The organism is Hamadaea sp. NPDC051192 (genome assembly GCF_040682475.1).
In the GTDB taxonomy this organism is placed as follows: domain Bacteria; phylum Actinomycetota; class Actinomycetes; order Mycobacteriales; family Micromonosporaceae; genus Hamadaea; species Hamadaea flava.
The window spans coordinates 1-25,340 of record NZ_JBFBAZ010000117.1 but is presented as its reverse complement, the minus strand read 5'-3'; the positions used below and the strand labels follow the sequence as shown (position 1 = coordinate 25,340).

At 69.6% G+C, this 25,340-nt stretch carries 22 protein-coding genes; 5 read left to right on the top strand and 17 right to left on the bottom strand.

The window, feature by feature from the left end:
- On the bottom strand, nucleotides 1-1,058 hold a 1,058-nt coding region (locus AB0M47_RS32960; RefSeq protein WP_363421030.1), incomplete at its 3' end, for a hypothetical protein.
- 221 nt (nucleotides 1,059-1,279) lie between these two features.
- Between AB0M47_RS32960 and AB0M47_RS32955 the strand changes: the two genes are divergently transcribed.
- Nucleotides 1,280-1,960, top strand: a complete 681-nt coding sequence (locus AB0M47_RS32955; RefSeq protein ID WP_363421027.1) for a hypothetical protein — start codon at nucleotides 1,280-1,282, stop codon at nucleotides 1,958-1,960.
- A gap of 11 nt (nucleotides 1,961-1,971) precedes the next feature.
- Here AB0M47_RS32955 and AB0M47_RS32950 read toward each other — a convergent pair whose 3' ends face one another.
- Both AB0M47_RS32950 and AB0M47_RS32945 read right to left on the bottom strand, forming a co-directional pair.
- Nucleotides 1,972-2,952, bottom strand: coding sequence for an aldo/keto reductase (locus AB0M47_RS32950; RefSeq protein WP_363421025.1), 981 nt, complete (start codon nucleotides 2,950-2,952; stop codon nucleotides 1,972-1,974).
- A gap of 225 nt (nucleotides 2,953-3,177) precedes the next feature.
- On the bottom strand, nucleotides 3,178-4,302 hold the full coding sequence (locus AB0M47_RS32945) for a hypothetical protein (protein WP_363421022.1): 1,125 nt from the start codon (nucleotides 4,300-4,302) through the stop codon (nucleotides 3,178-3,180).
- A 125-nt stretch (nucleotides 4,303-4,427) separates the two neighbouring features.
- On the opposite strand from AB0M47_RS32945, the gene AB0M47_RS32940 reads away from it, so the two are divergent.
- From AB0M47_RS32940 to AB0M47_RS32930, 3 genes are read left to right on the top strand one after another with little or no spacing between them, the layout of a single operon-like run.
- Complete coding sequence (locus AB0M47_RS32940; RefSeq protein WP_363421019.1) at nucleotides 4,428-5,243, top strand: HAD family hydrolase; 816 nt, start codon at nucleotides 4,428-4,430, stop codon at nucleotides 5,241-5,243.
- A 36-nt stretch (nucleotides 5,244-5,279) separates the two neighbouring features.
- Nucleotides 5,280-5,600, top strand: a complete 321-nt coding sequence (locus tag AB0M47_RS32935) for a hypothetical protein (protein ID WP_363421016.1) — start codon at nucleotides 5,280-5,282, stop codon at nucleotides 5,598-5,600.
- The gene (locus AB0M47_RS32930) at nucleotides 5,600-6,727 is read left to right on the top strand and encodes a DUF6745 domain-containing protein (RefSeq protein WP_363421014.1); all 1,128 of its coding nucleotides are present in this window, start codon (nucleotides 5,600-5,602) and stop codon (nucleotides 6,725-6,727) included. The genes AB0M47_RS32935 and AB0M47_RS32930 overlap by 1 nt, the downstream gene beginning before the upstream one ends.
- On the opposite strand, the gene AB0M47_RS32925 is transcribed toward AB0M47_RS32930, so the two are convergent.
- The 7 genes from AB0M47_RS32925 to AB0M47_RS32895 all read right to left on the bottom strand — a co-directional run bounded on the left by AB0M47_RS32925 (nucleotide 6,690) and on the right by AB0M47_RS32895 (nucleotide 13,496).
- Nucleotides 6,690-7,604 (bottom strand): STM4011 family radical SAM protein, encoded by a 915-nt coding sequence (locus AB0M47_RS32925; protein WP_363421012.1) that lies wholly within the window; start codon nucleotides 7,602-7,604, stop codon nucleotides 6,690-6,692. The two genes, AB0M47_RS32930 and AB0M47_RS32925, sit on opposite strands and share 38 nt — an antisense overlap.
- The gene (locus tag AB0M47_RS32920) at nucleotides 7,601-8,920 is read right to left on the bottom strand and encodes an STM4012 family radical SAM protein (RefSeq protein WP_363421010.1); all 1,320 of its coding nucleotides are present in this window, start codon (nucleotides 8,918-8,920) and stop codon (nucleotides 7,601-7,603) included. Before AB0M47_RS32920 ends, AB0M47_RS32925 begins: the two co-directional genes overlap by 4 nt.
- A gap of 2 nt (nucleotides 8,921-8,922) precedes the next feature.
- The gene (locus AB0M47_RS32915; RefSeq protein WP_363421008.1) at nucleotides 8,923-9,741 is read right to left on the bottom strand and encodes an STM4013/SEN3800 family hydrolase; all 819 of its coding nucleotides are present in this window, start codon (nucleotides 9,739-9,741) and stop codon (nucleotides 8,923-8,925) included.
- Nucleotides 9,738-10,937 (bottom strand): STM4014 family protein, encoded by a 1,200-nt coding sequence (locus AB0M47_RS32910; protein ID WP_363421007.1) that lies wholly within the window; start codon nucleotides 10,935-10,937, stop codon nucleotides 9,738-9,740. Before AB0M47_RS32910 ends, AB0M47_RS32915 begins: the two co-directional genes overlap by 4 nt.
- Complete coding sequence (locus AB0M47_RS32905) at nucleotides 10,918-11,841, bottom strand: STM4015 family protein (protein ID WP_363421005.1); 924 nt, start codon at nucleotides 11,839-11,841, stop codon at nucleotides 10,918-10,920. The genes AB0M47_RS32910 and AB0M47_RS32905 overlap by 20 nt, the downstream gene beginning before the upstream one ends.
- Before the next feature lie 105 nt (nucleotides 11,842-11,946).
- Nucleotides 11,947-12,444 carry a tetratricopeptide repeat protein gene (locus AB0M47_RS32900; RefSeq protein WP_363421003.1) on the bottom strand — a complete coding sequence of 166 codons (498 nt, stop codon included), beginning with the start codon at nucleotides 12,442-12,444 and terminating at the stop codon, nucleotides 11,947-11,949.
- A gap of 113 nt (nucleotides 12,445-12,557) precedes the next feature.
- Nucleotides 12,558-13,496 carry a helix-turn-helix domain-containing protein gene (locus AB0M47_RS32895; protein WP_363421002.1) on the bottom strand — a complete coding sequence of 313 codons (939 nt, stop codon included), beginning with the start codon at nucleotides 13,494-13,496 and terminating at the stop codon, nucleotides 12,558-12,560.
- A 111-nt stretch (nucleotides 13,497-13,607) separates the two neighbouring features.
- Here AB0M47_RS32895 and AB0M47_RS32890 point away from each other — a divergent pair, with 111 nt between their 5' ends.
- A complete protein-coding gene (locus AB0M47_RS32890) occupies nucleotides 13,608-14,645 on the top strand; it encodes a saccharopine dehydrogenase NADP-binding domain-containing protein (RefSeq protein ID WP_363421000.1) in 1,038 nt (345 codons plus the stop codon).
- A 162-nt stretch (nucleotides 14,646-14,807) separates the two neighbouring features.
- Here AB0M47_RS32890 and AB0M47_RS32885 read toward each other — a convergent pair whose 3' ends face one another.
- The 7 genes from AB0M47_RS32885 to AB0M47_RS32855 all read right to left on the bottom strand — a co-directional run bounded on the left by AB0M47_RS32885 (nucleotide 14,808) and on the right by AB0M47_RS32855 (nucleotide 25,198).
- On the bottom strand, nucleotides 14,808-17,525 hold the full coding sequence (locus AB0M47_RS32885) for a hypothetical protein (protein WP_363420998.1): 2,718 nt from the start codon (nucleotides 17,523-17,525) through the stop codon (nucleotides 14,808-14,810).
- Nucleotides 17,495-20,104, bottom strand: a complete 2,610-nt coding sequence (locus AB0M47_RS32880; RefSeq protein WP_363420996.1) for a hypothetical protein — start codon at nucleotides 20,102-20,104, stop codon at nucleotides 17,495-17,497. Before AB0M47_RS32880 ends, AB0M47_RS32885 begins: the two co-directional genes overlap by 31 nt.
- The gene (locus AB0M47_RS32875) at nucleotides 20,101-21,024 is read right to left on the bottom strand and encodes a carbohydrate ABC transporter permease (RefSeq protein ID WP_363420994.1); all 924 of its coding nucleotides are present in this window, start codon (nucleotides 21,022-21,024) and stop codon (nucleotides 20,101-20,103) included. Before AB0M47_RS32875 ends, AB0M47_RS32880 begins: the two co-directional genes overlap by 4 nt.
- A 13-nt stretch (nucleotides 21,025-21,037) precedes the next feature.
- Nucleotides 21,038-22,030, bottom strand: coding sequence for an ABC transporter permease subunit (locus AB0M47_RS32870; RefSeq protein ID WP_363420992.1), 993 nt, complete (start codon nucleotides 22,028-22,030; stop codon nucleotides 21,038-21,040).
- A gap of 61 nt (nucleotides 22,031-22,091) precedes the next feature.
- Nucleotides 22,092-23,630 carry an extracellular solute-binding protein gene (locus tag AB0M47_RS32865; protein ID WP_363420990.1) on the bottom strand — a complete coding sequence of 513 codons (1,539 nt, stop codon included), beginning with the start codon at nucleotides 23,628-23,630 and terminating at the stop codon, nucleotides 22,092-22,094.
- The gene (locus AB0M47_RS32860; RefSeq protein ID WP_363420989.1) at nucleotides 23,627-24,253 is read right to left on the bottom strand and encodes a DUF624 domain-containing protein; all 627 of its coding nucleotides are present in this window, start codon (nucleotides 24,251-24,253) and stop codon (nucleotides 23,627-23,629) included. The genes AB0M47_RS32865 and AB0M47_RS32860 overlap by 4 nt, the downstream gene beginning before the upstream one ends.
- A 246-nt stretch (nucleotides 24,254-24,499) precedes the next feature.
- The gene (locus AB0M47_RS32855; protein WP_363420987.1) at nucleotides 24,500-25,198 is read right to left on the bottom strand and encodes a hypothetical protein; all 699 of its coding nucleotides are present in this window, start codon (nucleotides 25,196-25,198) and stop codon (nucleotides 24,500-24,502) included.
- Between the last annotated feature and the right edge of the window lie 142 nt (nucleotides 25,199-25,340).

Sequence of the window (25,340 nt, the reverse complement as noted above, 5' to 3'; positions counted from 1 at the left end):
TGGTAACGCAGGCCGCCGTCGCCGCACAGGTCGGTCGCCACGGTGAAGCAGCCGAACTGCGCCTCCGACGGATGCAGGTTGCCGTCCCAGGTCACCTGGTACCCGCGGATGGTGACGGTGCTGCCGGGGTTCCAGTTGGTGCCGCTCACTTCGATGTGCGTACCCGTGCCGCCACCACCGGGGGTGATGGAGACGGTGGGCGCGCCCAGGATGGTGATCGGCGCGAGGACGGTGTTGACGCCGTCGGAGACCGCGAGGGTACGCGCTCCCGTGGTGGCGTCGGCCGGGACCGTGAGGGTGCCCGACCCAGTGCCGGTGCCACCGGTGGTGCCGCCCGCCGTTCCCTCGCCGGCGCCCTGCCCGGCGGCGTCCTTGAGGGATGCCGTCAGGGTGGCGTTCGGCGCGAGACCGGTGACCGCGTAGGAGACGACTGCGCCTGCGCGGGCGTGGGTCGTGACGGTCTGGCCGGTCACCGAGGTGACGCTGACCGTGCCGTCGAAGACCGTGAAGGGCTCCACGATGGACGTCGCGACGGGGGCCGCCTTGTGGTCGCGGTCGCCCGCGGCCGAGCAGTACGTCGCGGCGGTGGCGTTGGCGAACTTGACCTGCCGCACCGTGGCGGTGACGGCGCCGGCGGGGCCCGCGACGAAGGTTCCCGTCGCGGTGATGGCGCCCAACGGCACGTAGGGGTCCTTCGCCGCCGCCGGATAGGCGGCCAGGTTCAGCGTCGCCGTGCCGGTCTGTGCCCCGGCCAGGGCGACGGTGATCACGACCGGCACGTCACCGGCGTTCAGCGGAGCCGGGCCGTTGGTGGGTCCGGCGGCCGCGGTGAAGGTGACCGTGACGGTCTGCCCGGGCGCCGGCTGGGCCGGCGACAAGGTCAGGCCGAACGTGTCGTCCCAGGTCGTCGGGGATGAGCCCGACCCGGTGTCGCCGAAGTACAGGCGGCAGCCCAGCGAATTCGCCGTCGGGCCGTACGCCTGTGCCGGTGAACCGGACAGGCCGAGCACGGTGACGACGGCGAGACTGCCGGCCAGAACCGCCCACTTCCTTCGCATCGAGCCTCCTTCCTCACTGTTTCGCTAGACGAAACAGTGTTATCTTCAGCGATACGTTTATGAAGTCAGCGAGAGCCGGAGTTGTCAACCGTCTGATCGGCGTTGTTTGCCGGAGCTGACTTTGGAGACCTCGTTTACCAGGAACTTTGCGTACAGCATTTCCCTCATCGAAACATCGTTTCTGTTCTCGAAACAGCTCCGTTCTCGAACGGCGGTGCAGCATGCTCACGGCAACACTCGCCGCCGTCGCGGCGGCCCTCCTGGCCCTAGCGGTCTTCGCCGTCCGGCGGCCGGACACCCCCGCCGCGCCTCGGGCGCTCATCGCGACGCTCTGCGTCACCGTCGCGTACGACGACGCCGTGATCGCCGCCGGCCGGGCGATCGGGACCGGCGACACCCTGCTCGCCCTCAACGCCGCCCGGTTCTGGCTACACAGCCTCGTGACGCCACTCGCCGTCGCCGCCGCAGCCGCCCTCGCGGCATCCCTCGGCGTCGCCGTCCTCGCCCGCACGCCCGGGCGGATCGCCGTCGGCGTCGTCGTCACCGGCCTGATCGCGCTGGGGATGGCGACCGAGGCGTCCAGATTGGACCTGCGTACGCAGTCCGAAGCGGGAACGCTGCGCTATGTCAGCGAGCGCGGCGGGCCGCCACTGGCCGCGATCGCCACCGTCATCGCGGTCATCGCCATCGGCGCAGCCGTCTGGCGTCGCGCCGGCATCCCCTGGCTACTCGTAGGAGCCGTCGTCATGTTCGCCGCCGCAGCGGCGGGCGCGACTCGGTTCTGGATCGGCAACCTCGGCGAACTCGTGCTCCAGGCGGCCTTCGTGGCGACCCTGGCGGCGGCCAACCGCACGGGCGTACGCGTTGTCCGCCAACCGGAGGCTGCCGAAGAAGCGGGCTGACCGGAGTCTCGTCAGGCGAAGCCGACGACGGGATGCGGCAGGTACAGCTCCTCCAGCGCGGTGACCTCGTCGTCGTCCAACCGCAGTTCCAGCGCCGCCACGGCGTCGTCGAGATGCTCCAGCCGGGTCGCACCCACGATGGGGGCGGTCACGGCCGGATGCCGGGCGACCCAGGCGAGGGCGACCTGCGCCCGCGACACACCCCGGGCAGCCGCCGACTCCCCCACGCGCGCCACGATGCGCCGGTCGGCCTCATCCGTCGCGGAATACAGCATGCTCCCGTACGCGTCATCGGCCTGCCGCTCACTGGAAGCGCCCGGATCCCGGGTGAGCCGGCCACGCGCCAGCGGACTCCACGGCAGCACGCCGACGCCCTGATCCGCGCAGAACGGCAGCATCTCGCGCTCCTCCTCGCGATGGATCAGGTTGTAGTGGTTCTGCATCGTGACGAACCGCGTCCAGCCGTGCCGATCGGCCAGGTAGAGCGCCTTGGCGAACTGCCAGGCGTACATCGACGACGCTCCGATGTAGCGCGCCTTGCCCGCCTTGACCACGTCGTGCAACGCTTCCAAGGTCTCCTCGATCGGCGTACGCGGATCCCACCGATGGATCTGGTAGAGATCCACGTAGTCCGTCCCGAGCCGCCGAAGACTGTTGTCGATCTCGGTCAGGATGGCCTTACGGCTCAGCCCGCCGCCGTTCGGGCCAGGGCGCATGACGCCGTGGACCTTCGTCGCGAGGACGATCTCGTCCCGGCGGGCGAAGTCACGCAGGGCACGGCCGACGATCTCCTCGCTGCTGCCGTCGGAGTAGACGTTGGCCGTGTCGAAGAAGTTCACGCCGAGGTCGATCGCGTGCCGGATGAGTGCGCGGCTCGCCTCCTCCGGCAGCGTCCAGGTGTGGGCGCCCCGGTCGGGCTCGCCGAAACTCATGCAGCCCAGGCAGATCCGCGAGACGTCCAGGCCGGTCGGGCCGAGCTTCACATACTCCACGGCGGCTTCCCTCGGCTGGACGGATGATCGAAGTGACGCCGTCGCACTGTACCCGCCGTACCCGTCGAGCGACCGCAGTCGCCGACGGCGTTCCGCATGATCAGGGTCATTTCCCTGTCGCCATGGCAACGTGGAAGTGACCCTGATCAAGAAGTCGCCGCCGGCAAGGGCTGCCCGGCGGAACCAAGGAGACCGACCGGGACTGACTTCACCGTGGATCCGGCCTCAGTCGGACAGGTCGACCTCGAGAACCGCGACCTCGTCCGCGGTGGCCAGCAGCACGGTGGTCGCCATGGAGTCGTCCTCCTCGTCCGGGGGCCACGTCACCGGCAGGAGGCCCGCACAGGCGATGCGTACGTCGCGCCCCATACGGGTCAGGATGACGTCCAGCAGGTCGTCGAGGAGGAACGTCACGAGGTGGTCGGCCGGCACTTCGGGGACCTCGTCGAGGCCGCCGGACTCGTCGTCGAGCAGCTCGATCAGGTGCAGCCGCACCTCGTTGCGCAGGCCGGTCCGAAGATCGGTGGCCGAGATGGGACGAAAGTCTTCCAGGCCGTGCTCATCCGCGTCTTCGCGGTTCTCGGCCCACCAGTGGGCCGCCGTGGTCATCCGGTCGCTGCTCATCCGGTCGCCGCCGCTTCGATCAAGCCGGCCGATCCGGAACCTGAAGGTGACCGGGGTGTTGTTGTTCACCCAGAGCAGGTCGCTCAGCAACGTCATGCCGCAGGCGATCCGAGTACGCAGACCCGCGTCGGGGCCGTCGGCGGCGAGGACGGGCGGCGGCTGGACCTCTGCGGCCGGAGTCAGCGAGGCCCGCAGCGTGCTGCCCCAAGTGTCGCGGTGCAGCAGGTGCAGCGGCTCCGGCAAGCCCGGCCCGGCCTCGGCGACGGTGAGCCGGAGTACATCGGAGAATGGGCCGGCGACCTTGTCGGCGAGGAACCGCACGAGCGCCCGCCCGCGCTGATCGTGCGCCGCGATCACGTCCGAGATCAATGCCACGAGTTCGGCTGCCACCTCCTCGTCGGCGCGGGCCGGCTCGTACGGCCGCCCCGGACCGGTCGACACCCGGCTGGTCAGTACCGCCGCATCCGTGACCTCCGCCAGGTCGCCGACGTCCGCGATCTCCGATAGCGGCAGCGACGCCGGCCACTGTTGATCCTGGCGCGCCTTGGTCCTGCCGGGCACCAATGTGGATGCCCAGCCGGGGGCCTGGTCCGGCGACCACATCGCCAGCAGCCACACCGCCGCGACCAGCACCCACTGTTCGTTCGTCGGCCGGCGGTCGCCCGCCCGCTCCACCGGATCGGGCTGCCGGTGCCAGGCATCGGTGTAGGCCGTGGTCAGATCCATCGGAATACTCTCCATCGCGCTTCACGAGAATTCGCGCCCAAACCTTACGGGTGCCGTCCACCGCGAATCCATCGACCAGGCCCGACAGCTGATCGGACGGCAGCCGGAGCAGGTTAGGCTCGGTCATGATCGTCGTCGTCGTGGATCTCGACGGAACCCTGCTACGCACCGATGCGACCATCTCTACGCGTACCAAAGCAGCCTTCGCGATGACCCGCGCGCAAGGTGCCCGGGTCGTGATCGCGACCGGACGCCCACCTCGTTTCACCCGCGTGCTGGCGGCGGAGGCGGGGCTGAGCGGCGTGGCAGTGTGTGCCAACGGGGCGGTCGTGCTGGACCTGGGCACCGGCGACGTCGAAGTCCTGGCCGCGCTGACGATGCCCGCGGCCGCCGCGGCGGCCAAGGTCGTGGCGGAGACGATGCCGGGCGTCGCGTTCGCGGTGGAGACCGGTGAGTGGGCGGTGACCGGACCGGGGTGGCTGCGTCGGGCCAGCCGCGAGACGGCTCGGCAGGAGGCGAGGAGCCTCGACGATCTCTGGGCGCGCGACGGCAGCTGTGTGAAGCTGCTCGCGTGGACACCGGCCGCGGTGACTGACGCGGTGCTGGATCGCTTGCGGCGCAGGCTTCCCGAGCTGTCGGTCACCTACTCGGGCGCCGCGGGGATGGTGGAGATCGCGGCGGCGGGTGTGTCGAAGGCGGCGGCGGTGGCCCGGCTGTGCGAGCGATGGGGCGCCGTACCAGCCGACGTGGTGGCCTTCGGCGACATGCCGAACGACCTGCCGGTGCTGGAGTGGGCGGGCACCTCGGTGGCGGTGGCGAACGCGCATCCGCTCGTCCTGGAGCGGGCCGGCCGGGTCACCGCGAGCAACGACGACGACGGCGTGGCGATCGTGCTGGAGGAGATGTTCGCGGCGGAGCCGGATGTCGTACCGTCCGCATAGCCTGCACCCGTCAGCGATTCGGCGAAGGAGCGCTTCATGCATCGGCAAGGCGACGTCCTGGTAGTCCCCATCGCCCCGGCGGACCTGCCGCCCGGCCTGATCGACGCGCCCCGCGACCGTCGTCATCGGATGGTGCTCGCGCTCGGCGAGGCGACCGGGCACGCGCACGTGCTGACCGGCGAGCGGGTGGCGTTGCTGAGCCCGCCGGAGGAGCCCGACCGGCTCTACCTGCTGATCGAGGGCTACGGGCGGCTCGTGCACGAGGAGCACGGCCCGATCTCGCTGACGCCGGGCGCCTATCGCGTGGTGCGGCAGCGGGAGTACTTCCCCGGCGCGATCCGGTTCGTGGCCGACTGATGGACGCCTTCGCCCCGGACGCGTTCTCCACTATGGACGACATCGGTTCGGCCGAGCGGGCCGAGAGCTGGCTCGCCGCCGGTCTGTGCGCGGAGCCGGCCGATCGGGCCGCCGCCGAGGCCGGCGTGCGCGCGGCGTACGCCGTCGCCGGGCTGGCCGAGCCCGAACGGATCATCTGGCTCGGTTCGCCGGCGGCCGGCGCGGCGGCGGTCGCGATGCTGTCGACGGGAACCGACGGCGACCCCTACGTCTGGGACTGGCTGGCCGAGCAGGACTGTCTGCCGGGCCGGGTGGAACTCGGCGCGAGCGTCCGGTCGAAGGTGCGGACGGGCCCATGGGCTCGGGCTCGGTCGGCGCTGGTCGCCGAACTCGGCCCGGTCGGCTACGCCCGGCACAGCATGGCCACGACGCGCCGTTGCTGGCAGCAGCTTGCCGACCGGATCGTCACACCCCTGCGGACGCGGCTGACCGAGCAGTTCGCGGCGGACGCCGACGAGGTCGGCGCAGCGGCGCAAGGCGCTCTGCTCGACGCGATCCTCGGCCAGCACGACGCGGCTTGGCTGGCCGCGTACGACGACGACTCCCCCGAGCTGGCCGGGTTGGCCCAGGTCGCCCGGTCGGCGGGCTGGTGGTGGGCGTTCGAGCGGATCGCCGTGCTGACCGAGCGCCCCGACCAGGTGCACCGCGACAACCTGGGCCGGCTGCACCACGCGGGCGGACCGGCGTTGTCCTACCCGGACGGCTTCGGCATGTACGCGTGGCGCGGCATGCCCGTCCCGGACGACGTGGCCGCCCAACTGCCCGATCTGACGGCCGACCGCATCCGGTCCGAGAGCAACGCCGAGGTACGCCGGGTGATGCTCGAATACTTCGGGTTCGACCGCTACCTGAGCGAGTCCGAGGCCACGCGGGTCCAGTCCGACGACTTCGGCGTGCTGTGGCGGCTGGACCTGCCCGGCGACGAGCCGCTCGTGATGGTCGAGGTCGTCAACGCCACGCCGGAGCCGGACGGCACCCGCCGCACCTACTTCCTGCGGGTGCCGCCGACCGTGCGGACCGCCCGCGCCGGGGTGGCCTGGACGTTCGACCTCACCGAGGAGCAGTACGCGCCGCAGCAGCAGACCTGACTTGCGGACCGGGCGCACCCCAGGCCGGCGGCGGACCGGCCGGGATGCGCTCGGCGATCCCCCCGGCGAAGACCTGGTGCAGGCCGAGCCGTTTCAGGTGGACGTAGCCGATGTGGCAGTCGCAGTTGGCGGCCGGGCACGCGCGGGCGGTCAGCGCCGTACGGAAGGAGCCGTCGTACAGGTTGCCGATGGCCTCGGGCAGGAAGTGACAACGCCGGACGAGCCCGTCGCCGTTGACCGAGATCGCGGTCTCACCCGCCCAGCATTCGTGCCCGGCGGACGCGTGCGGGCGGACGCTGTAGCCGAACAGCGGGTCCACCGCCGTCCACCGGGCCTCCTCGTCGGCGGAGTAGACATGCCCGTCGGCGGCGTTGATCCAGAGGTAGGTCTGCGCCGGGAGCGCGTCCCGCACGGCCACCGCCTCGGCGTGGTGCTCGGGCAGCCCGACCATGCCCACCGAGTGCCGGATGCCGTGCCGTCGCAGGGTCGCGCACGCGGCGAGGAACCGGTCTCGGCTCGTCTGGCCGGGGTGGTAGGTGGCCCACAGCGCGAGCCGTTCCGGGTCGGCGTCAGCGGTCCAGGCCAGCCGGCCCGCGAGGTTCGTCTGGATGGCGACCCGTTCGACGTGCGGCAGGTGTGACAGGCGCACGAGGGCTTGCCGGTACCAGGATCTGGTCAGGCCCTCTCCCCAGGGCGTGAACAGCACAGAAAGCGTGTCGCCGTGCGGGTTCGCGACGACCCATTCGACGAACCGGTCGAGCGCTGCCCGATCGTCGCGCAGCTGGGCCGGGGTGTCGCGTCGTTTGGCGAAGGGACAGTAAGGGCAGTCGTAGTTGCAACTGGCCAACGGCCCCCGGTAGAGCATCAGCAGATTCATCGCAGCACCGCCTGCACCATCGCGGCTCGGACGGTGTCGGAGATCAGCCACGGGCCGATCAGGTCGCTGCGGCCGAGCCCCTCCGCCGTGAGTCGGAGAACGCGGCCGTCCCAGGCGGCCCATCCGCGTACCTCGATCGCGGCCAGATGCGGATGATCGGCGACCAGCTCGGTGCCGAACTGCGCCCGGTAGGCGTCCGCGTCGGCGCCGTCTGCCCGCAGCAATGACTTCACCAGCCAGCGCAGACGCTGCTCGGCGCCGTCGAGGGCGAACCCCACCTCGGCGTACGCGAAATCCCCAGCGGGCCGGCGAACGTAGTCGTCGATGATGCCGCGGACTTCCCGGACGCTGACTGCGTAGTCGAAGGAGTAGTGCAACTGCCGGGTGTACGAGCGTGCGCCGCAGCCGAGCCCGACCATGCCGTCGTCCTGGCAGCTGTAGTCCGGCCCGTCCGGGTCAGGCAGCTCCCGGCGACGGAAATGCCGCATGGACAGTTGCCGATAGCCCGCCGCGAGGAGTCGATCCCGGCCCTGCCGGTACAGCCCGAGCCGCTGGCGATCCCAGTCGTCGTCCGGCGCGTCCGGGTCGCCGCGGCGGCCCAGCCCGGTCAGCGGGCGTACGTAGAGGGGGTAGAGGAAGATCTCCTCCGGCTGCCACTGCAGTGCGGTCTCCAGGGAGTATTCCCACGTCCGCGAAGTCTGCCCGGGGATGCCGTAGATGAGATCGAGATTGAGTACCGGGAATCGGGCCGCCCGCAACGCGTCGAGCGCCCGGTCGACTTCGGCCCGATTCTGCGGGCGTCCAGCGGCGTGCGCCTCGGCGTCGAGGAAGCTCTGCACCCCCATGCTCACCCGATGGGTGCCATGCGCGGCGAGCACCGCCAGCCGATCGTCGGTCGCCGTCGCCGGCGAGGTCTCCACCGACAGACCCGCCTCACCGGGACGCAGACCCATCACGTCACGCGTCACGGCGTACAGCTCGTCCAGTTCGGCCGCGGTCAGATAGGTCGGCGTTCCGCCGCCGAAGGCGGCGCGGGCGTACCGGGCCGGTCCGATCGCCGCGGCGACCTGCTCGGCCTGGACCCGCAACTGACGCAGGTAGTCGGTCACCTGCTCGGCCGGCGGCCTCGCCCGGGTGAACAGGTTGCAGAACCCGCACCGCATCTCACAGAACGGCACGTGCACATACAGGAAGAGCCTGTCCCGCGGCTCGTCCTGCCACACCTCCCGCAGCGACGGTCGCGGTTCGAGTCTCCGATAGGCGGTCTTATGCGGGTACGCGTAAAGGTATCCCTGGTATGGCGAACCGTCGAGCACCGTCACCACTCTCCGGGACGCAACGTGAAGTGGGCGTACGGCACGGTCCAGACGACGTCGTGACCGATCCGATGGCCGTGGTGGCCGTCCTCCCCGTACGCCGTCCCATGGTCGGCGCACATGACGACGAAGCACGGCCGGCCCCGTGACGTCAGCAACTCGAACAACCGTGGCATATGACCGTCCACATAGCGCAGTGCGGCCGCGTGGCTGCTGATGCCGTCCTCGGCACAGCCGGGCAGATAGTGCCGGTTCGGCTGGTGCAGAGCCGACACGTTGAGAAAGGTGAACAACGGCCGATCCGGCGTCATCCCGGTCAAGCTGTCCTGGAGCTGGTCGAGTTGGTGCCGCAGCGAATCAGGCTCGGTGACGCCGAACTCCGTACGCCAATGGTCCTCGGCGAACAACCCCGGCAGCACACTGCCCAGCGCGGACCGCCGGTTGAAGAAGCCGACGCCGCCGAGGCACAACGTGTGATAACCGACGGCGGCCAATCCGCCGACCACGTCCGGAGTATCGAACACCCAGGTGCCGTCGGCGGTGGTCTCACTGCCGGGGAACCGCGCCGCGAACAGCCGCGGGTGTGGCCCGGCATCGGTCGGCGTGGGCAGGAACCCGGCGAAGAACGCGTGATGCGCCGCGTAGGTGAAGCTGGCCGGCGAATGCCGTCGCTCCCACGCGCCGCCGGGCAGGACGCCCGTGAGATGCGGCGTCCGGCCCGCCGCGGCCTCGTTCGCGGCCACGTCGTACCGCAACGTGTCCAGCGTGATCAGCGCGATGTCGTGCGAGCCGACCACCGCCGTCATGTCGACCGGATTCACGCCGCCACCCTGGACCCGTGTCCGTGCCTGGCCTCCACGCCGGAGCCGTCCCGCACGCCTGAGTCTCGCGCTCCCGAAGGCGCGGATCGCCCGTCGGAGGACGCCGATCGGGAGGCCGGGGGCACGGCTCGCAACGCTGAAAGCTGCGCGTCGTAGGTGTCTCGGCCGTCGGCCAGCAGGCCCGGCAGCAGATCACCGAACGCGTTCACCTCGGCCACCGCGTGCGACCGCCAGCCGGAGCCGATCATCAGGTCCACCCCGACATGCGGACTCCCGGGAAACGCCGCAGCCACCCGCCGGCACGTTTCCATGGCCGCGTCGTATTCGTCGCCCGCAGCGGCCCGGACCGCCGCCAGATCACCGCGTACGCCGCCGAGGTGCAGGTTGGTCATCGGTGATCTGCTGCTGCGAACCACGACATGGGTCGGCTCCCCCGCGATGACGACCACCCGCAGATCGAGTACGCGCCCGGCCAGGCCCGCCTTGGGGAACCACCGTTCGACGTGCAGCCCGTCGGGCGCCAGCCGATCGACCGTCGCGGCGATCGTCGGCTCGTCCTGATATCGGCGTACGCGAAGCGAGTTGTACATCCGGCCACCGCTCCACTCCACCGAGGTCGTCGCGGCCAACCGCCCCGCACGCCCGAAGTCCACCGCGAGCACCCCGGAGGCCGATGACCCGTGCCGGGGCTTGACGAAGACCCGCCGCCAGCCCACCCCGGCGAGGCGCTCACGAAGATCCGCCCAGTTCGTCGGCGATCCCGGCAACGCCGCCGGAACCGGCACGCCCGCAGCGGAAAGCCGAGCGTGGCAGGCCGCCTTGTCGAACATCGTCGCGACCTCGGCCGGATCGGCCAGCAGCCGCGCTCGCTGGTCGGCCGCGGCGTCGGCGATCCGGCGCACCGCCCGGCAGAACCCGTCGTACCACGCCCGGCCACCGGCAAGCTCACCGTGATCGAGTTCGGTGGTGGCCCCGCGTAGCAGGCGATCCACCTCCGCGTCCTCGCCGGGAGATTCCAGGCGTACCAACGATCCGGGCGTCGGCCGGAGCGGTACGCCCGCCGCCACGTCGCGCCAGGCGACGACCTCCGGAGTGGCGAGCCCGGCGCGCCGAACCGCCGCCGAGAACAGCGCCAGCCGGCGGCTGCCCGGATTGGCGACGACCGTCAGCCGCATCTCACTCGGCGACCGAGACATAGCGCCAAGTGCCGTCCGGCTCATCCGCCTCGGACAGATCCACGTCGACACCGGCCTCGCCCAGTTCGGCGACGATCCGAGCCACCACGGGTTCCGTGAGGTAGTGATGATGCAGATCCAGCCGCCGCAGGTGCGTCAACGGCTGCCCGGCCAGCAACGCGGCTGCCCCGACATCGGTGAGTACGCCCATCGACAGGTCCAGTTCCTCCAGCCGCGCCACGATCGGCGCGGCGGCGACCGCGGCTGCCACCTCGTCGGCCATCTCCGCGTCCTTCAAGCCGAGCGACGTGAGCCGGGGAAGGCGGCCGCCCGCGAGGATCTGGCTCAGATCGTCCACTGTGGCGTCTCCGCCGTAGTTCTCGACACCCAGCCACAGCTCCAAATGGTTGAGCTGAGGGAAGTCGCTGTCCGCGACGGCCCGCACGATTCCGGCGTCCAGCCCGCCCGACTGGAAGGTCAGGCTCCGCAATGCCGTGTGCCGCAACGGTTTGAACGACAAGCCTTCCGCGCCCCGCACCGTGAGCGTCGTCAGCTCCGGGTACGCCTCGAACAACGGCGTGATGTCGGTGTGCTGGATCCAGGAGATCTCGCATTCCTCGAACGTCAGCTCGCCGAGGAACAGCGCCCGCAGCGACGGCAGACTCGTTGCCGCCTCGGCGATCCGCTCGACCGGAGCCGCCGTGTCGTACGCGCTGCCCCAGTTGCCGATGACCAAGGTGGTGACCTGCCCGGCCCACGGTTCGGCGAGCAGGCCCGCCAGCCGCGCCTCGAAGATCTCGCCGCCCTCGTACTCCGGGTCGTCGACGCGCCAGGCGACCAGAGCGGGATCGGCGACCGGACTTCCCTCGGGATACTCGACGATCGGCAGGCCGGCGTACGTCGTGATGTGATCGGAGATTGCCACGGCTGCCTCCAGCTGTCGGTCGTCCCGCAAGTGCACGGACAATAACAGTGGACGCCGACACTCCCCGACCGCGCCGGACCCATCCCGGCGACGCCGTCGCAGCATCTAGCCGATCGCGTCGAGGTCCTGGGCGTAGAACTCGATCGCCCGGCGATACCGCCGCACCCGCTCGTCGCCGCTCGTCTCGGCCAGGAGCCTCAGTAGCAGCGACACCGACTCGCGGGCTTGGCCGACGTTGTACAACGCCATGGCGAGGAAGGTCCGCAACGCCGCGTCATCCGGAAACTCGTCGAGCCCGCGCTGCAAGGTCGCGACCGCGTCCTCATAGCGGCCCAATGCTCGCAGGGTGCTGCCCAGTCCGAGGAACGCGCCGGCCCGATCCTCGGCCGAAAGGCCCGCAGCGGCCAGCGAGCGCTCGTAGAACGCCACCGCCTCGGCTTCCAGGCCGAGCTTGTCATGCGCCCAGGCGGTCTGGTACGCCACCTCGGCATCCTGCGGGTACCGGTCCGACAGCGTCAGGAGAAGTTCGCGCGCCTCCTCGGTCCGATCGCTCTCCCGCAGGCCGACGGCCTGGGCCAGCAGACTGTCTCGATCTTGCGACATCGCTGGATCGTCCCACAGACCGAGTCAAACGGTCCCCCGGACCGCCTCAGACCCAATCGGACCCGCCCCATGGACCCCGTCAGGCTCGGATGAGGGCTTCGACGGGACCCCGCTCAGACCCCGCGGAACGTCCGCCGGTACGCGTCCGGCGGCACCCCGACCGCACGATGGAAGTGACGGCGCAGCGTCGTGGCAGTGCCCAGCCCGGCCGCCTCCGCGATGGCGTCGATGCTGCGGTCGGTGTTCTCCAGCAGCTCCTGCGCTCGGCGGATCCGTTGGTTCGACAGCCAGATCAGCGGCGTCGTGCCGGTCACCGACTTGAACTGGCGGGCGAGGTTGCGGGAGCTCATGTTGGCCTGGCGGGCCAGATCTTCGACGGTGAGCGGCCGGTCGAGGCGGGCCATCGCCCAGGGGAACAGTGTGGCGAGGGGATGGTCCTCCCGGGCGGGGACCGGGGTGGCGACGAACTGGGCTTGCCCGCCGGCTCGGTGCGGCGGCACGACCAGTCGCCGGGCGACCGCGTTGGCGACCGTCGAGCCGTGGTCGCGGCGGATCAGGTGCAGGCACAGGTCGATCGCGGCGGCCTTGCCGGCCGAGGCGAGCACCGTGCCGTTGTCGACGTAGAGCACATCCGGGTCGACGGTCACCTGCGGGTAGCGCGCGGCCAACGCCTCGGTGTGCGCCCAGTGCGTCGTGGCGGTCAGGCCGTCCAGCACTCCGGCGGCGGCCAGCACGAACGCGCCGGTGCACAGCGAGACCATCCGAGCGCCGGCTTGGTGCGCGGCGCGTACGGCGTCGAGTAGGTCGGCCGGCAGTTCCGCGTCGATGTCCTCGACCGAAGGAACGATCACGGTGTCCGCGCGGGCGAGCCGGTCCCAGCCGTCGTCGGGGTCCACCCGGAACCTGCCCGCCCGGACCGGACCGCTACCGCAGATCACCAGGTCGTACCACGGGTCGGCCAGGCCGGACGGGTCGCGGACGAACACCTCGCAGGCCATGGCCAGCTCGAAGTGCAGCATCCCGTCGGTGGCGGCGAGGGCGATCGTGCTCATGTCCGAAACTGTACGGGGGTTGTCGTTCCAGACACTCGTCGGGTCGGCCCGCTGTTGACAGGATCTGCTCAGTCGATCTTTTCGAGACGTTCTCAAGCCTGAGGAGTTCCCATGAGTGCAGGTCAGACCGTGGCGGTGTTCGGTGCGTACGGGCACACCGGGCGGTTCGTGGTGGCGGAGTTGCTGGATCGCGGGTTCGTCCCACTGCTCGTCGGCCGCGACGCCGACAAGCTTCAGGCGATGGCGTACGCGCATCCGGGGCTGGCGTACCGAGTCGCCTCGGCCGACGACCCGGCGGCGCTGGACAAGGCACTGACCGACGCGGTCGCGGTGATCAACACGGCCGGTCCGTTCGCCTCGACGGCGACGGCGGTTATCGAGGCGGCCCTGCGGGCCGGGATGCCGTACGTGGACGTCGCGGCCGAGATCGAGGCCAACGCCGACACGTTCGCGAACTTCGCCGACCGGGCTCGCGAAGCGGACGTCGCGGTCGTCCCGGCGATGGCGTTCTACGGCGGTCTCGGCGACCTGCTCGTCACCCTGGCCATGCGCGACTGGACGACCGCCGACGAAGCCCAGATCGCGTACGGGCTGAGCAGCTGGCACCCGACCGGAGGCACCATCGCCTCCGGCGCCGTGTCCCACGACCGGCGCAACGGTCGGCGCGTCCGGTTCACCGGCGGCCGCCTCGACTACTACGCCGCAGACGGCGACCTGCCGACCGTGGACTGGGACTTCCCCGCTCCCCTGGGCCGGCGCAGCGTCTTCAGCGAGTTCACCATGGCCGACGTCGTCACCGTGCCCAGCCATCTGCCCATCCCCGAGGTACGCACCTACATGACGACGAAGGCGGCCCGGGACCTGGCCGCACCTGACGCGCAGGCGCCCACCGCGGTCGACGACTCCGGCCGGTCGGACCAGACGTTCACCGTCGACGTCGTGGTGCGTACCGGCGACGAGCGACGCCGTGTCGTCGCCGGCGGCCAGGACATCTACGCCGTCAGCGCCCCACTGGCGGTCGAGGCGCTCGACCGGATCCTGACCGGCCGGATCCGCAGGACCGGTGTCGCATCGGCCGGCGAGATCTTCGACGCCGCGGACTTCCTGGACGCCATGTCGGCGTACCTGACCGTCGACGTCCTCTCCTGACCGTCTGCGCCGCGCCCATGCGGAGCCACCTCACCGGATCAGGGTTCTAGGTCGAATCACGGGGCAAGATTCGACCTAGAACCCTGATCCGCCGCCAAAAGCGGCAGCGGCCGGCGCCCGAAGCAGCCAGCGGCCAGCGCCGAAAGCGGGTAGCGGCGTGGGTTACGGGGCGATGATCTTGTCCCCGATGAGGGCGAGGTTCTGGATCGCGGCCAGCCCGTAGAGCGCGGTCGTGTTGGTGGACACCCACGTCGCGGCCTCGGTCGGGTTGAGCGTCGAGGTGACCTCCTTGCTGGTCCACGGCAGCGCGGGCCCGTAGCCGTCGCCGGTGTAGAACTCCTTCCAGGCTCGGGTGGCCAGGTCGTCACGGTTCAGCCGGACGGCCGCGTACGCGGTGAGCCGCGCATGCCCCTGTTTGAGGATGAGGTTGCCGAAGTTCGCCCCGCACTCGGCGGCCTGCTCGGTCTTGGAGGCGTTGAACAATCGGCAGTACTGGAGCCAGGCGTTCTCGAAGCCGGGCACGTCGACCAGGCCGATGACCTCGGCGCAGATCTCGACCTGGCCGAACATGGCGCTCAGGTGCGAGACGCTGACGGTCTTGGCGGTCACCGGCGCGAACCGGCCGGTGTCGAGATCGTAGAGCCCGCTGCCGGTGACGAATCCGTTCGGCATCGCGGCGATCGTCTCCATCGTGCCGAGCAGCTTCGCCTTCGCCAGGTCGGCCTTGGGGCCGTGACGTTCCCACTCGGTCAGCCAGGCGGCGGCCAGGCCGCTCCAGTCGGTGCCGAGCCCGATGGACAGCGCGTGCGGGTCCGGTGTGTACGGCTCGGTGCGGATCTTGCGGAGCGGGTCGAGGACCAGGAACGTGCGATCGGAGTCGACCAGTTGCGACAGCAGGTCACCCGTACGCTCGTCGGCGGTCAGGTAGTAGTAGACGCGGCGGTAGACGGCGGTGCTGATGCGTTGCTGTTTGGCGCTGTCGGCCCAGTGCTGCACCCCGTGCCGGGTGCCGAGCCCGGCCCATTTGCCGAGATGGTAGACGTCGACCTCGCCGGTGTGCCGGGTCATCGCCTCGGCGAACCGGAAGATGTCGGCCCGGCCGGAGCGCAGGAAGGCGTACCAGAGCCAGAGATCGGGCGACAGCTCGGAGTTGTCCCACGCGTAGCCGCCGATGTCGTAGCGCCAGACGAGGCGGTCCTCGTCGAAGGTGTGCATGATGTCGCCGTAGTCCCAGAAGCCGTACCAGTGCCGCTGGTCCACCTGCCGCTGGTAGAAGCCGAACAGGAAGTCCAGGTGGTCTTCGATGACGGCCTTCACCGGGTTCGACCGGTCGACCGGTGCGAACAGGCCGCCGAAGACCTTGCTGGTCACCAGGTGCCCGACCGGGTTGATCAGCTGCGGCGGCGTACGCACCTGGTCGGCGATGTCGGCGAGCCGGTCCGCCGACGGGGTCGCGGCCAGCGCCCAGAAGGTCAGTTCGCTGGTGCGGGCGATGCCGTAGGGCGTGCCGAACGCGGGCTCGTAGTCCTCGTAGGTGATCTCCAGGCCTTGGAGCTGCTCGGGATAGGTGTCCTGGCCCATCCCGTCGTGGTAGAACCGCATGTCCATCGGCTCGGCCTGCGGCGACCACAGCCAGACGGTGACCTCGGCCTCCTCGGTGTGCGCCTGGCGGATGTCGAGCTGGGTGGGGTGCCGCTGCCAGAAGTCGCGCAGACCGAAGGCGAATCCGCCGCTCACCCCGCCGACATAGCCGACGCCCGAGGCCCGGCGGCCCTGGTCGACACCGATCCAGCCGTAGCCCTTCTTCGTGCGCTTCTTCACCGTGAACCCGTCGGCCGACAGCTGGCTCAGGGTGTAATCGCCCCATTCGGGGATGTACTGCAACCGGGTGGTGACCCGTTGGTCCCAAGTGGACGGGTCGGCCAGCTTGGCTCCGGCGACCTGCGCGGCGCGTACGCTCGCGGCCGGGTCGCGCCGCAGGCCGGTGATGCCTTTGACGGCCTCGGTGAGCATGCCGTGCCCGTCGCCGACGAAGCGCACATGCCGGTCGTACGCGGCGTCGCGCATCGGGACCCGGAAGCGTACGCCCAGGCCGGCGATGTAGTCGCGGGAGCCGTCGCGGTCGTAGACGAACGTGTGCATCATGCGGATGTTCTCCGCGCCGGCGTAGAAGTACAGCCGGACGGTGAACGGCAGCCAGGACTTGCCGCGTTCGTTGGTGTGCGTTCCCTCGATCCGCACGACCGCGCGGACCGGCCCGGACTGTTCGACCGTCACGGAGGTGATGTCGCTGTCGAAGCGGTCGCGCGGGGCGGCCTTCTCCTCGTCCTCCTCGATGTGGTCCTGGCGGAGGTTGACGAGTACGCCCTTACGCGCGATCTCGACGTCGCCGCGCCAGATCTGGCTGATCAGCTCCCGGCCGTTCTTGCGGATCCGGGCGCGGATGACGCCGGTGTCGACGTCGAGGTAGCTGTGCTGGTCGGTGACGGTGACAGCGGTCTCCGGGACGGCCGAGGCTCCGGCAGCCAAGGTGTAGGAGTCGGCCGGGGCCGACACAGCAGTGGCGTGGGCGCTCCATTTGAGCGTACCGTCGGGCCAGTAGGCCAGCGGCCAGCTCTGCATCGGCACGGCTCCACCGTCCGCAGTGGACAGCTGGAACGTCTGGTCGCCGGGGACCGCGCCTTGCGGCCACGGCGTACCCCAGGTGGTGGTCGCGGGGGTGCCCGGCGCGCCTTCGAGCCAGGTCAGGTGGACGTCGGGAACGGCGGCGGCGGCGTACGCGGCGGTGGAGACGCCGAGCGGGCCGAGGTCGGGCAGGAAGGTGGTCAGCGGTACGCCGGCCAGGCCGGCTAGGACGGTGCGTCGTCTGATCGGCTCCATGGGTGGTGACCTCCGAATTCAGTTGGGCGTTGGGCTGCGGCGAGCGCGAGCAACTGGATTGCGGCTAGCCCGTACTGAGCGGCGTCGTTGGTGCTCACGAAGGCCGCTTCGTCGACGGGCATGAGCACGGTTGTGCCGGTGATCCGGGTGGTCTTCCATTGCGGTTGGCGTTGCAGCGGGTTGGTGTTGAGCTGATCTCCTTCGTCGAGGGTGAACGTGCGCCAGGCGAGGGCGGCCAGGTCTGGGTCCCCCGTCCGGGCGGCGGCGTACGCGGCCAGGCGGCTGTGCGCCTGGACGAGTGAGACGCCCACCAGCGGCGCGCCGAGTTCGGCGGTCTGCTGCTCGGGCGTGGCGAGGTAGAGCCGGCAGTAGTCGAGCCACGCCCGGTCGAAGCCGGGCCGGTCGAGGTCGAGGCCGAGCAGTTCGGCGACGATCTCGGGCAGCCCGAACATGGCCGACAGGTGCGAGACGCCGAACTCGCCGGCAGCCGGGTCGATCCGCCCGGTACGCAGGTCGAAGCGGGCGTTGCCGGTGAAGAAGCCGTGCGGCAGCGCGCCGATGTCGGCCATCGTGCCCAGCAGCCGATCGCGGGCCTCGGTGTCGCCGTGGCGTTCCCAACGGGTCAGCCAGGCGGCGGCCAGCGATCCCCAGTCGGTGCCCAGCCCGATCGAGAGCGCCGCCGGGTCGGGCGTGTAGTCGTCGGTGCGGATCTTGCGGATCGGGTCGATCGCGAGGAACGTCGTCTCCGGCGTGGTCAGCTCGTCGAGCAGGTCACCCGTACGCTCGTCGGCGGTCAGGTAGTAGTAGAACCGGCGGTAGGCGGCGTTGGAGATGCGCAGCTGTTTGCAGCTGCATCCCCAGTGCTGCACATTGTGCCGGGAGCCCAGGCCCTGCCATCGCCCGAGGTGGTAGACGTCGACCTCGCCGGTGTGGCGGGTCATCGCCTCGGCGAACCGGAAGACGTCGGCCCGCCCGGTACGCAGGAACTGGTACCACAGCCATAGGTCAGGCGACAGCTCCGAGTTGTCCCAGGCGTACCCGCCGATGTCGTAGCGCCAGGTGTGCCGGTCGGGGTCGTAGGCGTGCATGACGTCGCCGTAGTCCCAGAAGCCGTACCAGCGGCGCTGTTCGCGCTGGCCCACGTAGAAGTCGAACAGGAAGTCCAGGCGCTGTTCGATGTCCGGGTGGCGCTTGTCGGGCAGCGCCCAGCTGCCGAACACCTTCGCCGCGAGCAGCCGGTCCGGTGCGGCGGTCAGCAGTCCCGGCGCGTTCATGGCGGCCTGGTCCGCGGCGAGCTCGTCGTGCGACGGGGTGGTCCCGTGCACTCGCAGGCTCAGCTCGTGCGTACGGGCGACGCCGTACGGCGTTCCGAAGCCGGGCTCGTAGTCCTCGTAGGTGATCTCCAGCCCTTGCAACTGGTCGGCGTAGGTGTCCTGGCCCAGTCCGTCGTGCCAGTACCGCAGGTCCATCGCGGGCCCGCTCGGCGACCACAGCCACACGGTCGCCGTCGCGACGTCGGCCGCCGCGTCACGGACGTCCAGCCGGGTCGGGTGCAGCTTCCAGAAGTCGCGCAGGCCGAAGCCGAGCCCGCCGCCGGTCGCGCCGCCGACATAGGCGTACCCGCCGGATCGGGTGCCGGACGGGACGGTGACCCAGGCATGGCCGGGCCGCGTCCGCTTGCGCAGCACGAATCCGTCCGCACTGGACTGGTCGAGGGTGTAGTCGTTCCACGCGGGCACGAAGTCCAGCAACTCGGCGACGCCGGGTTCGATGCCGGTCACCTGGCGTCCGACGATCTGCGCCTGCCGCGCCGCTGCGCCTGGATCACGGCGCAACCCGGTCAGGCCGCGGACCGCCTCGGTAAGGAACCCTTCGGCTCCGGCAACGCGGACGTGCCGATCGTGCAGCGGGTCCCGCATCACGACGTCGGCGGTCAGCCCGAGCCCGGCCAGGAAGTCGCGCTCGGGATCGCCGTCCCAAACGAACGTGTGCATCACGCGTACGTCGCTCTGACCGGCGTAGAAGTAGAGCCGGAGGTGGAACGGCAGCCAGTCGCCGTGCCGCCCGTCCAGGCGCACGACCGCGCGTATCGGACCGTCCTGCTCGACCGTGATCGTCTCGACCGTGCCGGTGGTCCGCGTCCGCTCGCGGCCGCCGTCGTCGTCCGGGCCGTCCTGCCGCAGGCTCACCGTGCGGACGTCGCGGACGATCTCGCGGCCGTCGTGCTCGATCGACGCGATCACCGCCGGCGCGCGCAGGGTCCAGGTCACCGCGCCGGTGCGGACCAGCACCTCGTCGCCGGTCCGCGTCACGGTCACCGGCTCCGCGGGCAGGCTCGGCTCCACTCCAGGCATCAACTCGTACGCCGAAAGGGGCGGACCGGCCGGGGAGATCGCGTGGGCAGTCCACTTGATCGAGCCGTCCGGCCAGGTGGCGGTGGTCCAGCTCTGCAGCGGGGTGCCGTCCGCCAGCGCGAACGGGGTTCCGGCCGCAACTGTGCCGCGCGGCCAGGGCACGCCCCACGTGGTCCCGCGACCGGTCGGCCCGTCGAGCCAGCGCACCGTCGTGGCGGCCGTCATTCCTTGACCGATCCGATCAGGACGCCCTTGGCGAAGTGCTTCTGCAGGAACGGATACACCAGCAGGATGGGCAGCGTCGCCAGCACGATGATGGCGAACTTGACGCCCTGCTGCGGGAAGAACGCGCCTTCCAGCGCGTTGAGGGCGTTCTCCGAGTCCGCGTTCGCCGCGGTGAGCTGCCGGACCAGCACCTGGACCGTCCATTTGCGCTCGTCGTCGATGTAGAGCAGCGGCGACATGTAGTCGTTCCAGATGCCGACCGCGTAGAACAGCGAGAACGTCGCGATCACGGGTTTGGACAGCGGCAGCACGATCCGCCAGAACACCCCGAGTTCGTTGCAGCCGTCGATACGCGCGGCCTCCTCCAGCGCCTCCGGCAGCTCCTGGAAGAAGCTCTTGACGATGAGGAGGTAGAACGGGTTGATCGCCAGCGGCAGGATCAGCGCCCAGTAGCTGTCGAGCAGGCCCAGGTCGCGGACGACGAGGTAGGTGGGGATCATGCCGCCGCTGAACACGAGGGTGAACACGACCAGGTTGATGGCCATGGTCCGGCCCGGCAGCGCGCGCTTCGACAGCGGGTACGCCATCGTCAGCGTGAGCCCGACCTGGACGACGGTGCCGACCGCCGTGACGCAGATCGTCGTGAGCAGGGCGCGCAGGAACGTCCCGCTGGCGAAGATGTAGTCGTAGCCGTCGGTGACGAACTTCTGCGGCCACAGGAAGAACGGCCGGGAGTCGATCTCCGCCTCGGTGGCGAACGACCCGGCCACCACGTAGAGCAGCGGCAGCACGGTGATGGCCGCCAGCGCGAGCAGGACGACGACGTTGAGGACGTCGAAGACCCGGCTGCCGGCCGATTCGTGGTGCCGGACCCCGCGGCGACGCTGGGCCGCCGGACCGGCGACGTTGTCGATTGCCATGATCGGCGTCCCCTCAGTACAGGCCGCGCTGGCCGAGACGTTTGGCCAGCCAGTTCGAGCCGGCGATCAGCAGTACGCCGATGGCGCCCTTGAACAGGCCGACGGCCGTGGAATAGCTGTACGCGCCCTGCGTGATGCCGATGTAGTAGACGTACGTGTCGAACACGTCGGACACCGACCGGTTCAGCGAGGTGGTCATGAGCCAGATCTGCTCGAACCCGGAGTCCAGCAGGTGGCCGGAGGTCAGGATGGCCATCACGACGATCGCGGGCCGGATGGCCGGCAGCGTGATGTGCCACAGCTGCCGCCAGCGCCCGGCGCCGTCGACCCGGGCGGCCTCGTACAGCTGGGTGTCGACGCCCGCCAGCGCGGCCAGGTAGATGATCGTGCCCCAGCCGGTCTGCTTCCACAGCAGTTGCAGCACGATGATCGGCCGGAACCAGGTCTCCTGCGCCACGTAGTCGACCTGTTCGCCGCCCACGAGGGTGTGGATGAAATTGGCCAGGACTCCGAAGTCGACGGAGAACAGCAGGTAGGTCAGCGACGCCACGATCGTCCACGACAGGAAGTGCGGGATGTAGATCAGCGACTGGATCGATCGCTTGACCAGCACCGTACGCAGCTCGTTGAGCATCAGCGCGACCACGATGGGCGCGGGGAAGACGAACACGATCGTCAGCAGCGCCAGCATCAGGGTGTTGAGCATCAGCCGGCCGAAGTCGGGACCGGCGAACAGCGTCTGGAACTGCTTGAACCCCACCCACGGGCTGCCCGAGTAGCCCAGGAACGGCAGGTATTCCTTGAACGCGATGTGCAGGCCGTACATCGGCCAGTACTTGAAGACCAGGAAGTACACCACGCCGGGCAGCAGCATGACGTACAGCCAGCGATGCCGCAGCGCCGACGCGAGTACGCGGCCGGGCGCCCGGCGAGCGGCGCGGCCGGACGGCGGCCGGCTGGTCTTCGGAGTCTCCGGTGTCACACCGGGGACGAGGTCGGTGGCCAACGCCGCCTCCCATCGAGGGGTGGGGAGGGCCCGGCCAGGTCGGCCGGGCCCTCCGTGACGGTCACTTGAGCTTTGCCACCAGGTCGTTGGTCTCCTGGGCGACCTGGGTGCCACCGCTGTCGTACCAGCGCTTGATCTCGGCCTTGAGCTGGTCCTCGGTGATCGCGCCGGACAGGTACTTGATCCGGGCGTCCGGGATGATCAGGTTGAGCGTCGCACCCTTCTGCACCAGGGTCGGCGAGATGACCGCCAGGGCTGGGTTGTGCACCGCCGTCTTGAGGTCCTCGGTCATCAGCGTGGCGCGCAGGTCATAGAGCTTCTGCGACACCTGGTCCCCGTACGCCGGCGCGAACTGCCCGACCCCGACACTGGCCCGGGTGCCGAGCTGGATGAACGCCTTGTCCACATCGTTCTGGATGATCTTGACAGCCGGGTCGTCCTGGTTGATCGGGACCGCCTTGCCGTTGTCGACCTTGTAGTTGCGGCCCTCGATGCCGTTGCTGAGCAGGGCCGAGCCCTCCTTGGACTCCAGCTTGTCCAGCACCGTCAGCAGTTCGTCGAGCTGCTTGTCGGTGCGTACGCGCTGCTTGGAGATGGCCAGCACGTTGTTGTAGCCGGTGAACGGGGCGGAGAACTTCTGGCCGTCCGACCGCTTCAGGTTGCCCACCATGACGACCTTGTCGATGTCGTTCGGGGTCTTCTGCTTGAACAGGTCGATCAGCTGGTTCGCCCGGACGTTGACGTCGATGATGATGCCGCCCTTGCCCTGGACGAACGGGTCGTTCCAGTTGGCACTGTCCAGGGTGGCGAAATCCTTGTTGACCAGGCCCTCGCCGATCCACTTCTTCAGCTCGCGGTTGGCCTGGAGGAACTCGTCGGTGTCGAAGCCCGGCACGAGCTTGCCGTTGCGCTCACCCCAGCCGTTGGGCGCGCCGAACCAGGTCTCCATCACGTCGTACGGGCTGGAGCTGGCGTAGCCGCCGGGCCACTTCGGAATGATCAGGCCGTAGGTGTCCTTCTTGCCGTTGCCGTCGGGGTCCTGCTCGGTGAACGCCTTGGCGATCTTGTACAGGTCGTCCACCGACTGCGGCTCGGTCAGGCCGACCTTGGCCAGCCAGTCCTTGCGGATGACCACGGCCGAGCGCAGCAGCGGCCGGATCCGGTAGACGCCGTAGACCTTGCCGTTGACCGAGGAGTTGCGCTCGGTCTGCGCGTCGGCGGCCTTGAGGTTCGGGTACTTGTCGAGCTTGCCGGTCAGGTCCCAGAACGCGCCGGCCTCGGCGGCCTTGACGAACGTCGGGGCCTTCTCGTCGACCACCATCACGTCGGGGATCTTGTTGGACGCCAGCACGACGTTGGTCTTGTCGTTGTAGTCCGCGTTGGGCACCCAGCTGATGTCGAGCTTCTTGCCGATCAGCTTCTCGACGGCCTTCTGCAGCTCCCCGTTCTGATCCGGGGCGGTGCCGAACAGGCGGGTCATCATGCTGATCGTGTCGAGCGATGTCTGCTCCGGTTCGTCGCCGCACGCGGCGACGCCGAGGACGCCGGCGAGTGCGAGCCCGGCCGCCAGCAGCCGGCGACGCAGGGTCGGTGTCGTCATGAGAGTCCTTTCGATTGAAGACGCGCCTCGTTCTCCGCGAAGAAGCGGAGGCAGAGCCAGGTGTCGAGCTGGATCCAGCCGCCGATCGCCACGACCGCCAGGAAGGGGTAGGCCTGGACCGCGTAGACGAATGCCGCGAGGAGCAGCAGCAGCAACGCCGACGCGGCCGGACGGGTGAGGGCGAACAGCGACGCCTTGGGCAGATAGGCGAAGGTGCGCAGGTCGTAGTGGGCGGCCATGGGCAGCAGGTACGCCGTCACCACCAGCAGTGCCACGAGGGCTACGCCGGTGATCGCCCGGGCGGTGGCTCCCGCCGGACCCATGGTCGCGAAGTAGAAGTAGTTGGTGAGGAGCAACAACACGGCTCCGGCCAGCGGGAGAACCACGAGGGATCCCCGGCCGAACTCCCGGCGGAACTGCGCCGCGAACGCGGGCCAGATCTGAAACGATTCATTGCGAGCGTGCCGACGAGCCACCGCGTACGCGGCGAGCGTCGCCGGGCCGGCCCCGAGCACCACGCCACCGATCAGCGTGAACACCAGCCAGCACAGGCTGAGCTGGAAGGCCCAGAACACTTCGTCGGCAGCCTCGTAGAGCCTGACCGACCAGGCAGGCGAGGTCATCGCGACCACCGATCGGATGGGGCGAGACCACGGGGAAGAACTCGTCGCTGCACCGGCGCCTGCCTTGCTACGAGGAGGTTACGGGGGAACTACTGGGGAAAAGGTAGCGTGACGTTAGCTTTGAATCGTCTCAATGTCAACGTCCATATTGGATGCTCAAAATCGGGCGGAAAAGCACAGCGAGGCCCCCGCGCCGGACCGAAGACCGAGCGCGAGAGCCTCGCCCACAAGCAGGTGCCTACTGGTCTACGTGGCGGTGATGGTGAGGTTGTTGGTCACGAAGTCCTTGCCGCCCGACGACGACGTGATCTCGTAGCCGAACTGGACGTTGCCGATCGTGACGTCACCGAACCAGCCCCGGTTCTTGATCCAAGTGCAGATCGCCTTGATGTCCACCGTCCCCGACGACGTGTTGCTCGTCCGGACGAAGGAGTACACCTGGTTGGAGCCGTTGGAGCCGCGGTAGACGTTCCACGAGTGGCCGCCGACGCTGACCGACGTCTGCAAGGTGCCGAGCGGGCCGACCGCGCCGTACTTGTTCATCCACAGCATGATCTCGTGCGCGTTGTCGCTCGACCACACGTCGTACGCGCTGGTGAAGGCGACGCCGCTGGTCGGCACGGTGAGGTTGAACGAGCTGCTGAGCGTGCCCAGCGCGCTGACCTTCTTGCCGGACCACTTGGTCGAGTTCGGGTACGCCTTGATCCCACCGGTGTTCGGGTGGTTGGCCCAGACTCCCCAGTTCGTGGCGGAGTTGGCCCAGATCGTCTGCGGGCCGTAACCGCTGCCCCAGACGTTGTTGTAGAGCGTGTAGCCGCCGTTGGACCAGGTGCCCCAGCGATCGGTCGAGTACCACACGGCTGCCTGCGCCGGGGTCGACACCAGGCCGACCAGCACGAGTGCGAGCAACGCCGCGCCCAGGCTCAGGCGCGCGGATCGAAGCATGACGGAACCTCCTTGATGACACATAGGAATATGTCACCGCGCGGTGCCCGTCACATTAGTTGTGACCCCAAACTAAGTCAAGCCCGGTCATGGATGCGCTGGATCAGGGTTCCGGGTCGAATCTTGAGGCAAGATTCGACCC

Bases quoted from the DNA above. Each gene is read 5' to 3' on its own strand.
- AB0M47_RS32875 (WP_363420994.1), bottom strand. From the start codon at position 21,024: ATGGCAATCGACAACGTCGCCGGTCCGGCGGCCCAGCGTCGCCGCGGG.
- AB0M47_RS32910 (WP_363421007.1), bottom strand. From the start codon at position 10,937: ATGTCTCGGTCGCCGAGTGAGATGCGGCTGACGGTCGTCGCCAATCCG.
- AB0M47_RS32860 (WP_363420989.1), bottom strand. From the start codon at position 24,253: ATGACCTCGCCTGCCTGGTCGGTCAGGCTCTACGAGGCTGCCGACGAA.
- AB0M47_RS32855 (WP_363420987.1), bottom strand. From the start codon at position 25,198: ATGCTTCGATCCGCGCGCCTGAGCCTGGGCGCGGCGTTGCTCGCACTC.
- AB0M47_RS32880 (WP_363420996.1), bottom strand. From the start codon at position 20,104: ATGACGGCCGCCACGACGGTGCGCTGGCTCGACGGGCCGACCGGTCGC.
- AB0M47_RS32940 (WP_363421019.1), top strand. From the start codon at position 4,428: ATGATCGTCGTCGTCGTGGATCTCGACGGAACCCTGCTACGCACCGAT.
- AB0M47_RS32895 (WP_363421002.1), bottom strand. From the start codon at position 13,496: ATGAGCACGATCGCCCTCGCCGCCACCGACGGGATGCTGCACTTCGAG.
- AB0M47_RS32935 (WP_363421016.1), top strand. From the start codon at position 5,280: ATGCATCGGCAAGGCGACGTCCTGGTAGTCCCCATCGCCCCGGCGGAC.
- AB0M47_RS32925 (WP_363421012.1), bottom strand. From the start codon at position 7,604: ATGAATCTGCTGATGCTCTACCGGGGGCCGTTGGCCAGTTGCAACTAC.
- AB0M47_RS32890 (WP_363421000.1), top strand. From the start codon at position 13,608: ATGAGTGCAGGTCAGACCGTGGCGGTGTTCGGTGCGTACGGGCACACC.
- AB0M47_RS32865 (WP_363420990.1), bottom strand. From the start codon at position 23,630: ATGACGACACCGACCCTGCGTCGCCGGCTGCTGGCGGCCGGGCTCGCA.
- AB0M47_RS32930 (WP_363421014.1), top strand. From the start codon at position 5,600: ATGGACGCCTTCGCCCCGGACGCGTTCTCCACTATGGACGACATCGGT.
- AB0M47_RS32885 (WP_363420998.1), bottom strand. From the start codon at position 17,525: ATGGAGCCGATCAGACGACGCACCGTCCTAGCCGGCCTGGCCGGCGTA.
- AB0M47_RS32945 (WP_363421022.1), bottom strand. From the start codon at position 4,302: ATGGATCTGACCACGGCCTACACCGATGCCTGGCACCGGCAGCCCGAT.
- AB0M47_RS32900 (WP_363421003.1), bottom strand. From the start codon at position 12,444: ATGTCGCAAGATCGAGACAGTCTGCTGGCCCAGGCCGTCGGCCTGCGG.
- AB0M47_RS32955 (WP_363421027.1), top strand. From the start codon at position 1,280: ATGCTCACGGCAACACTCGCCGCCGTCGCGGCGGCCCTCCTGGCCCTA.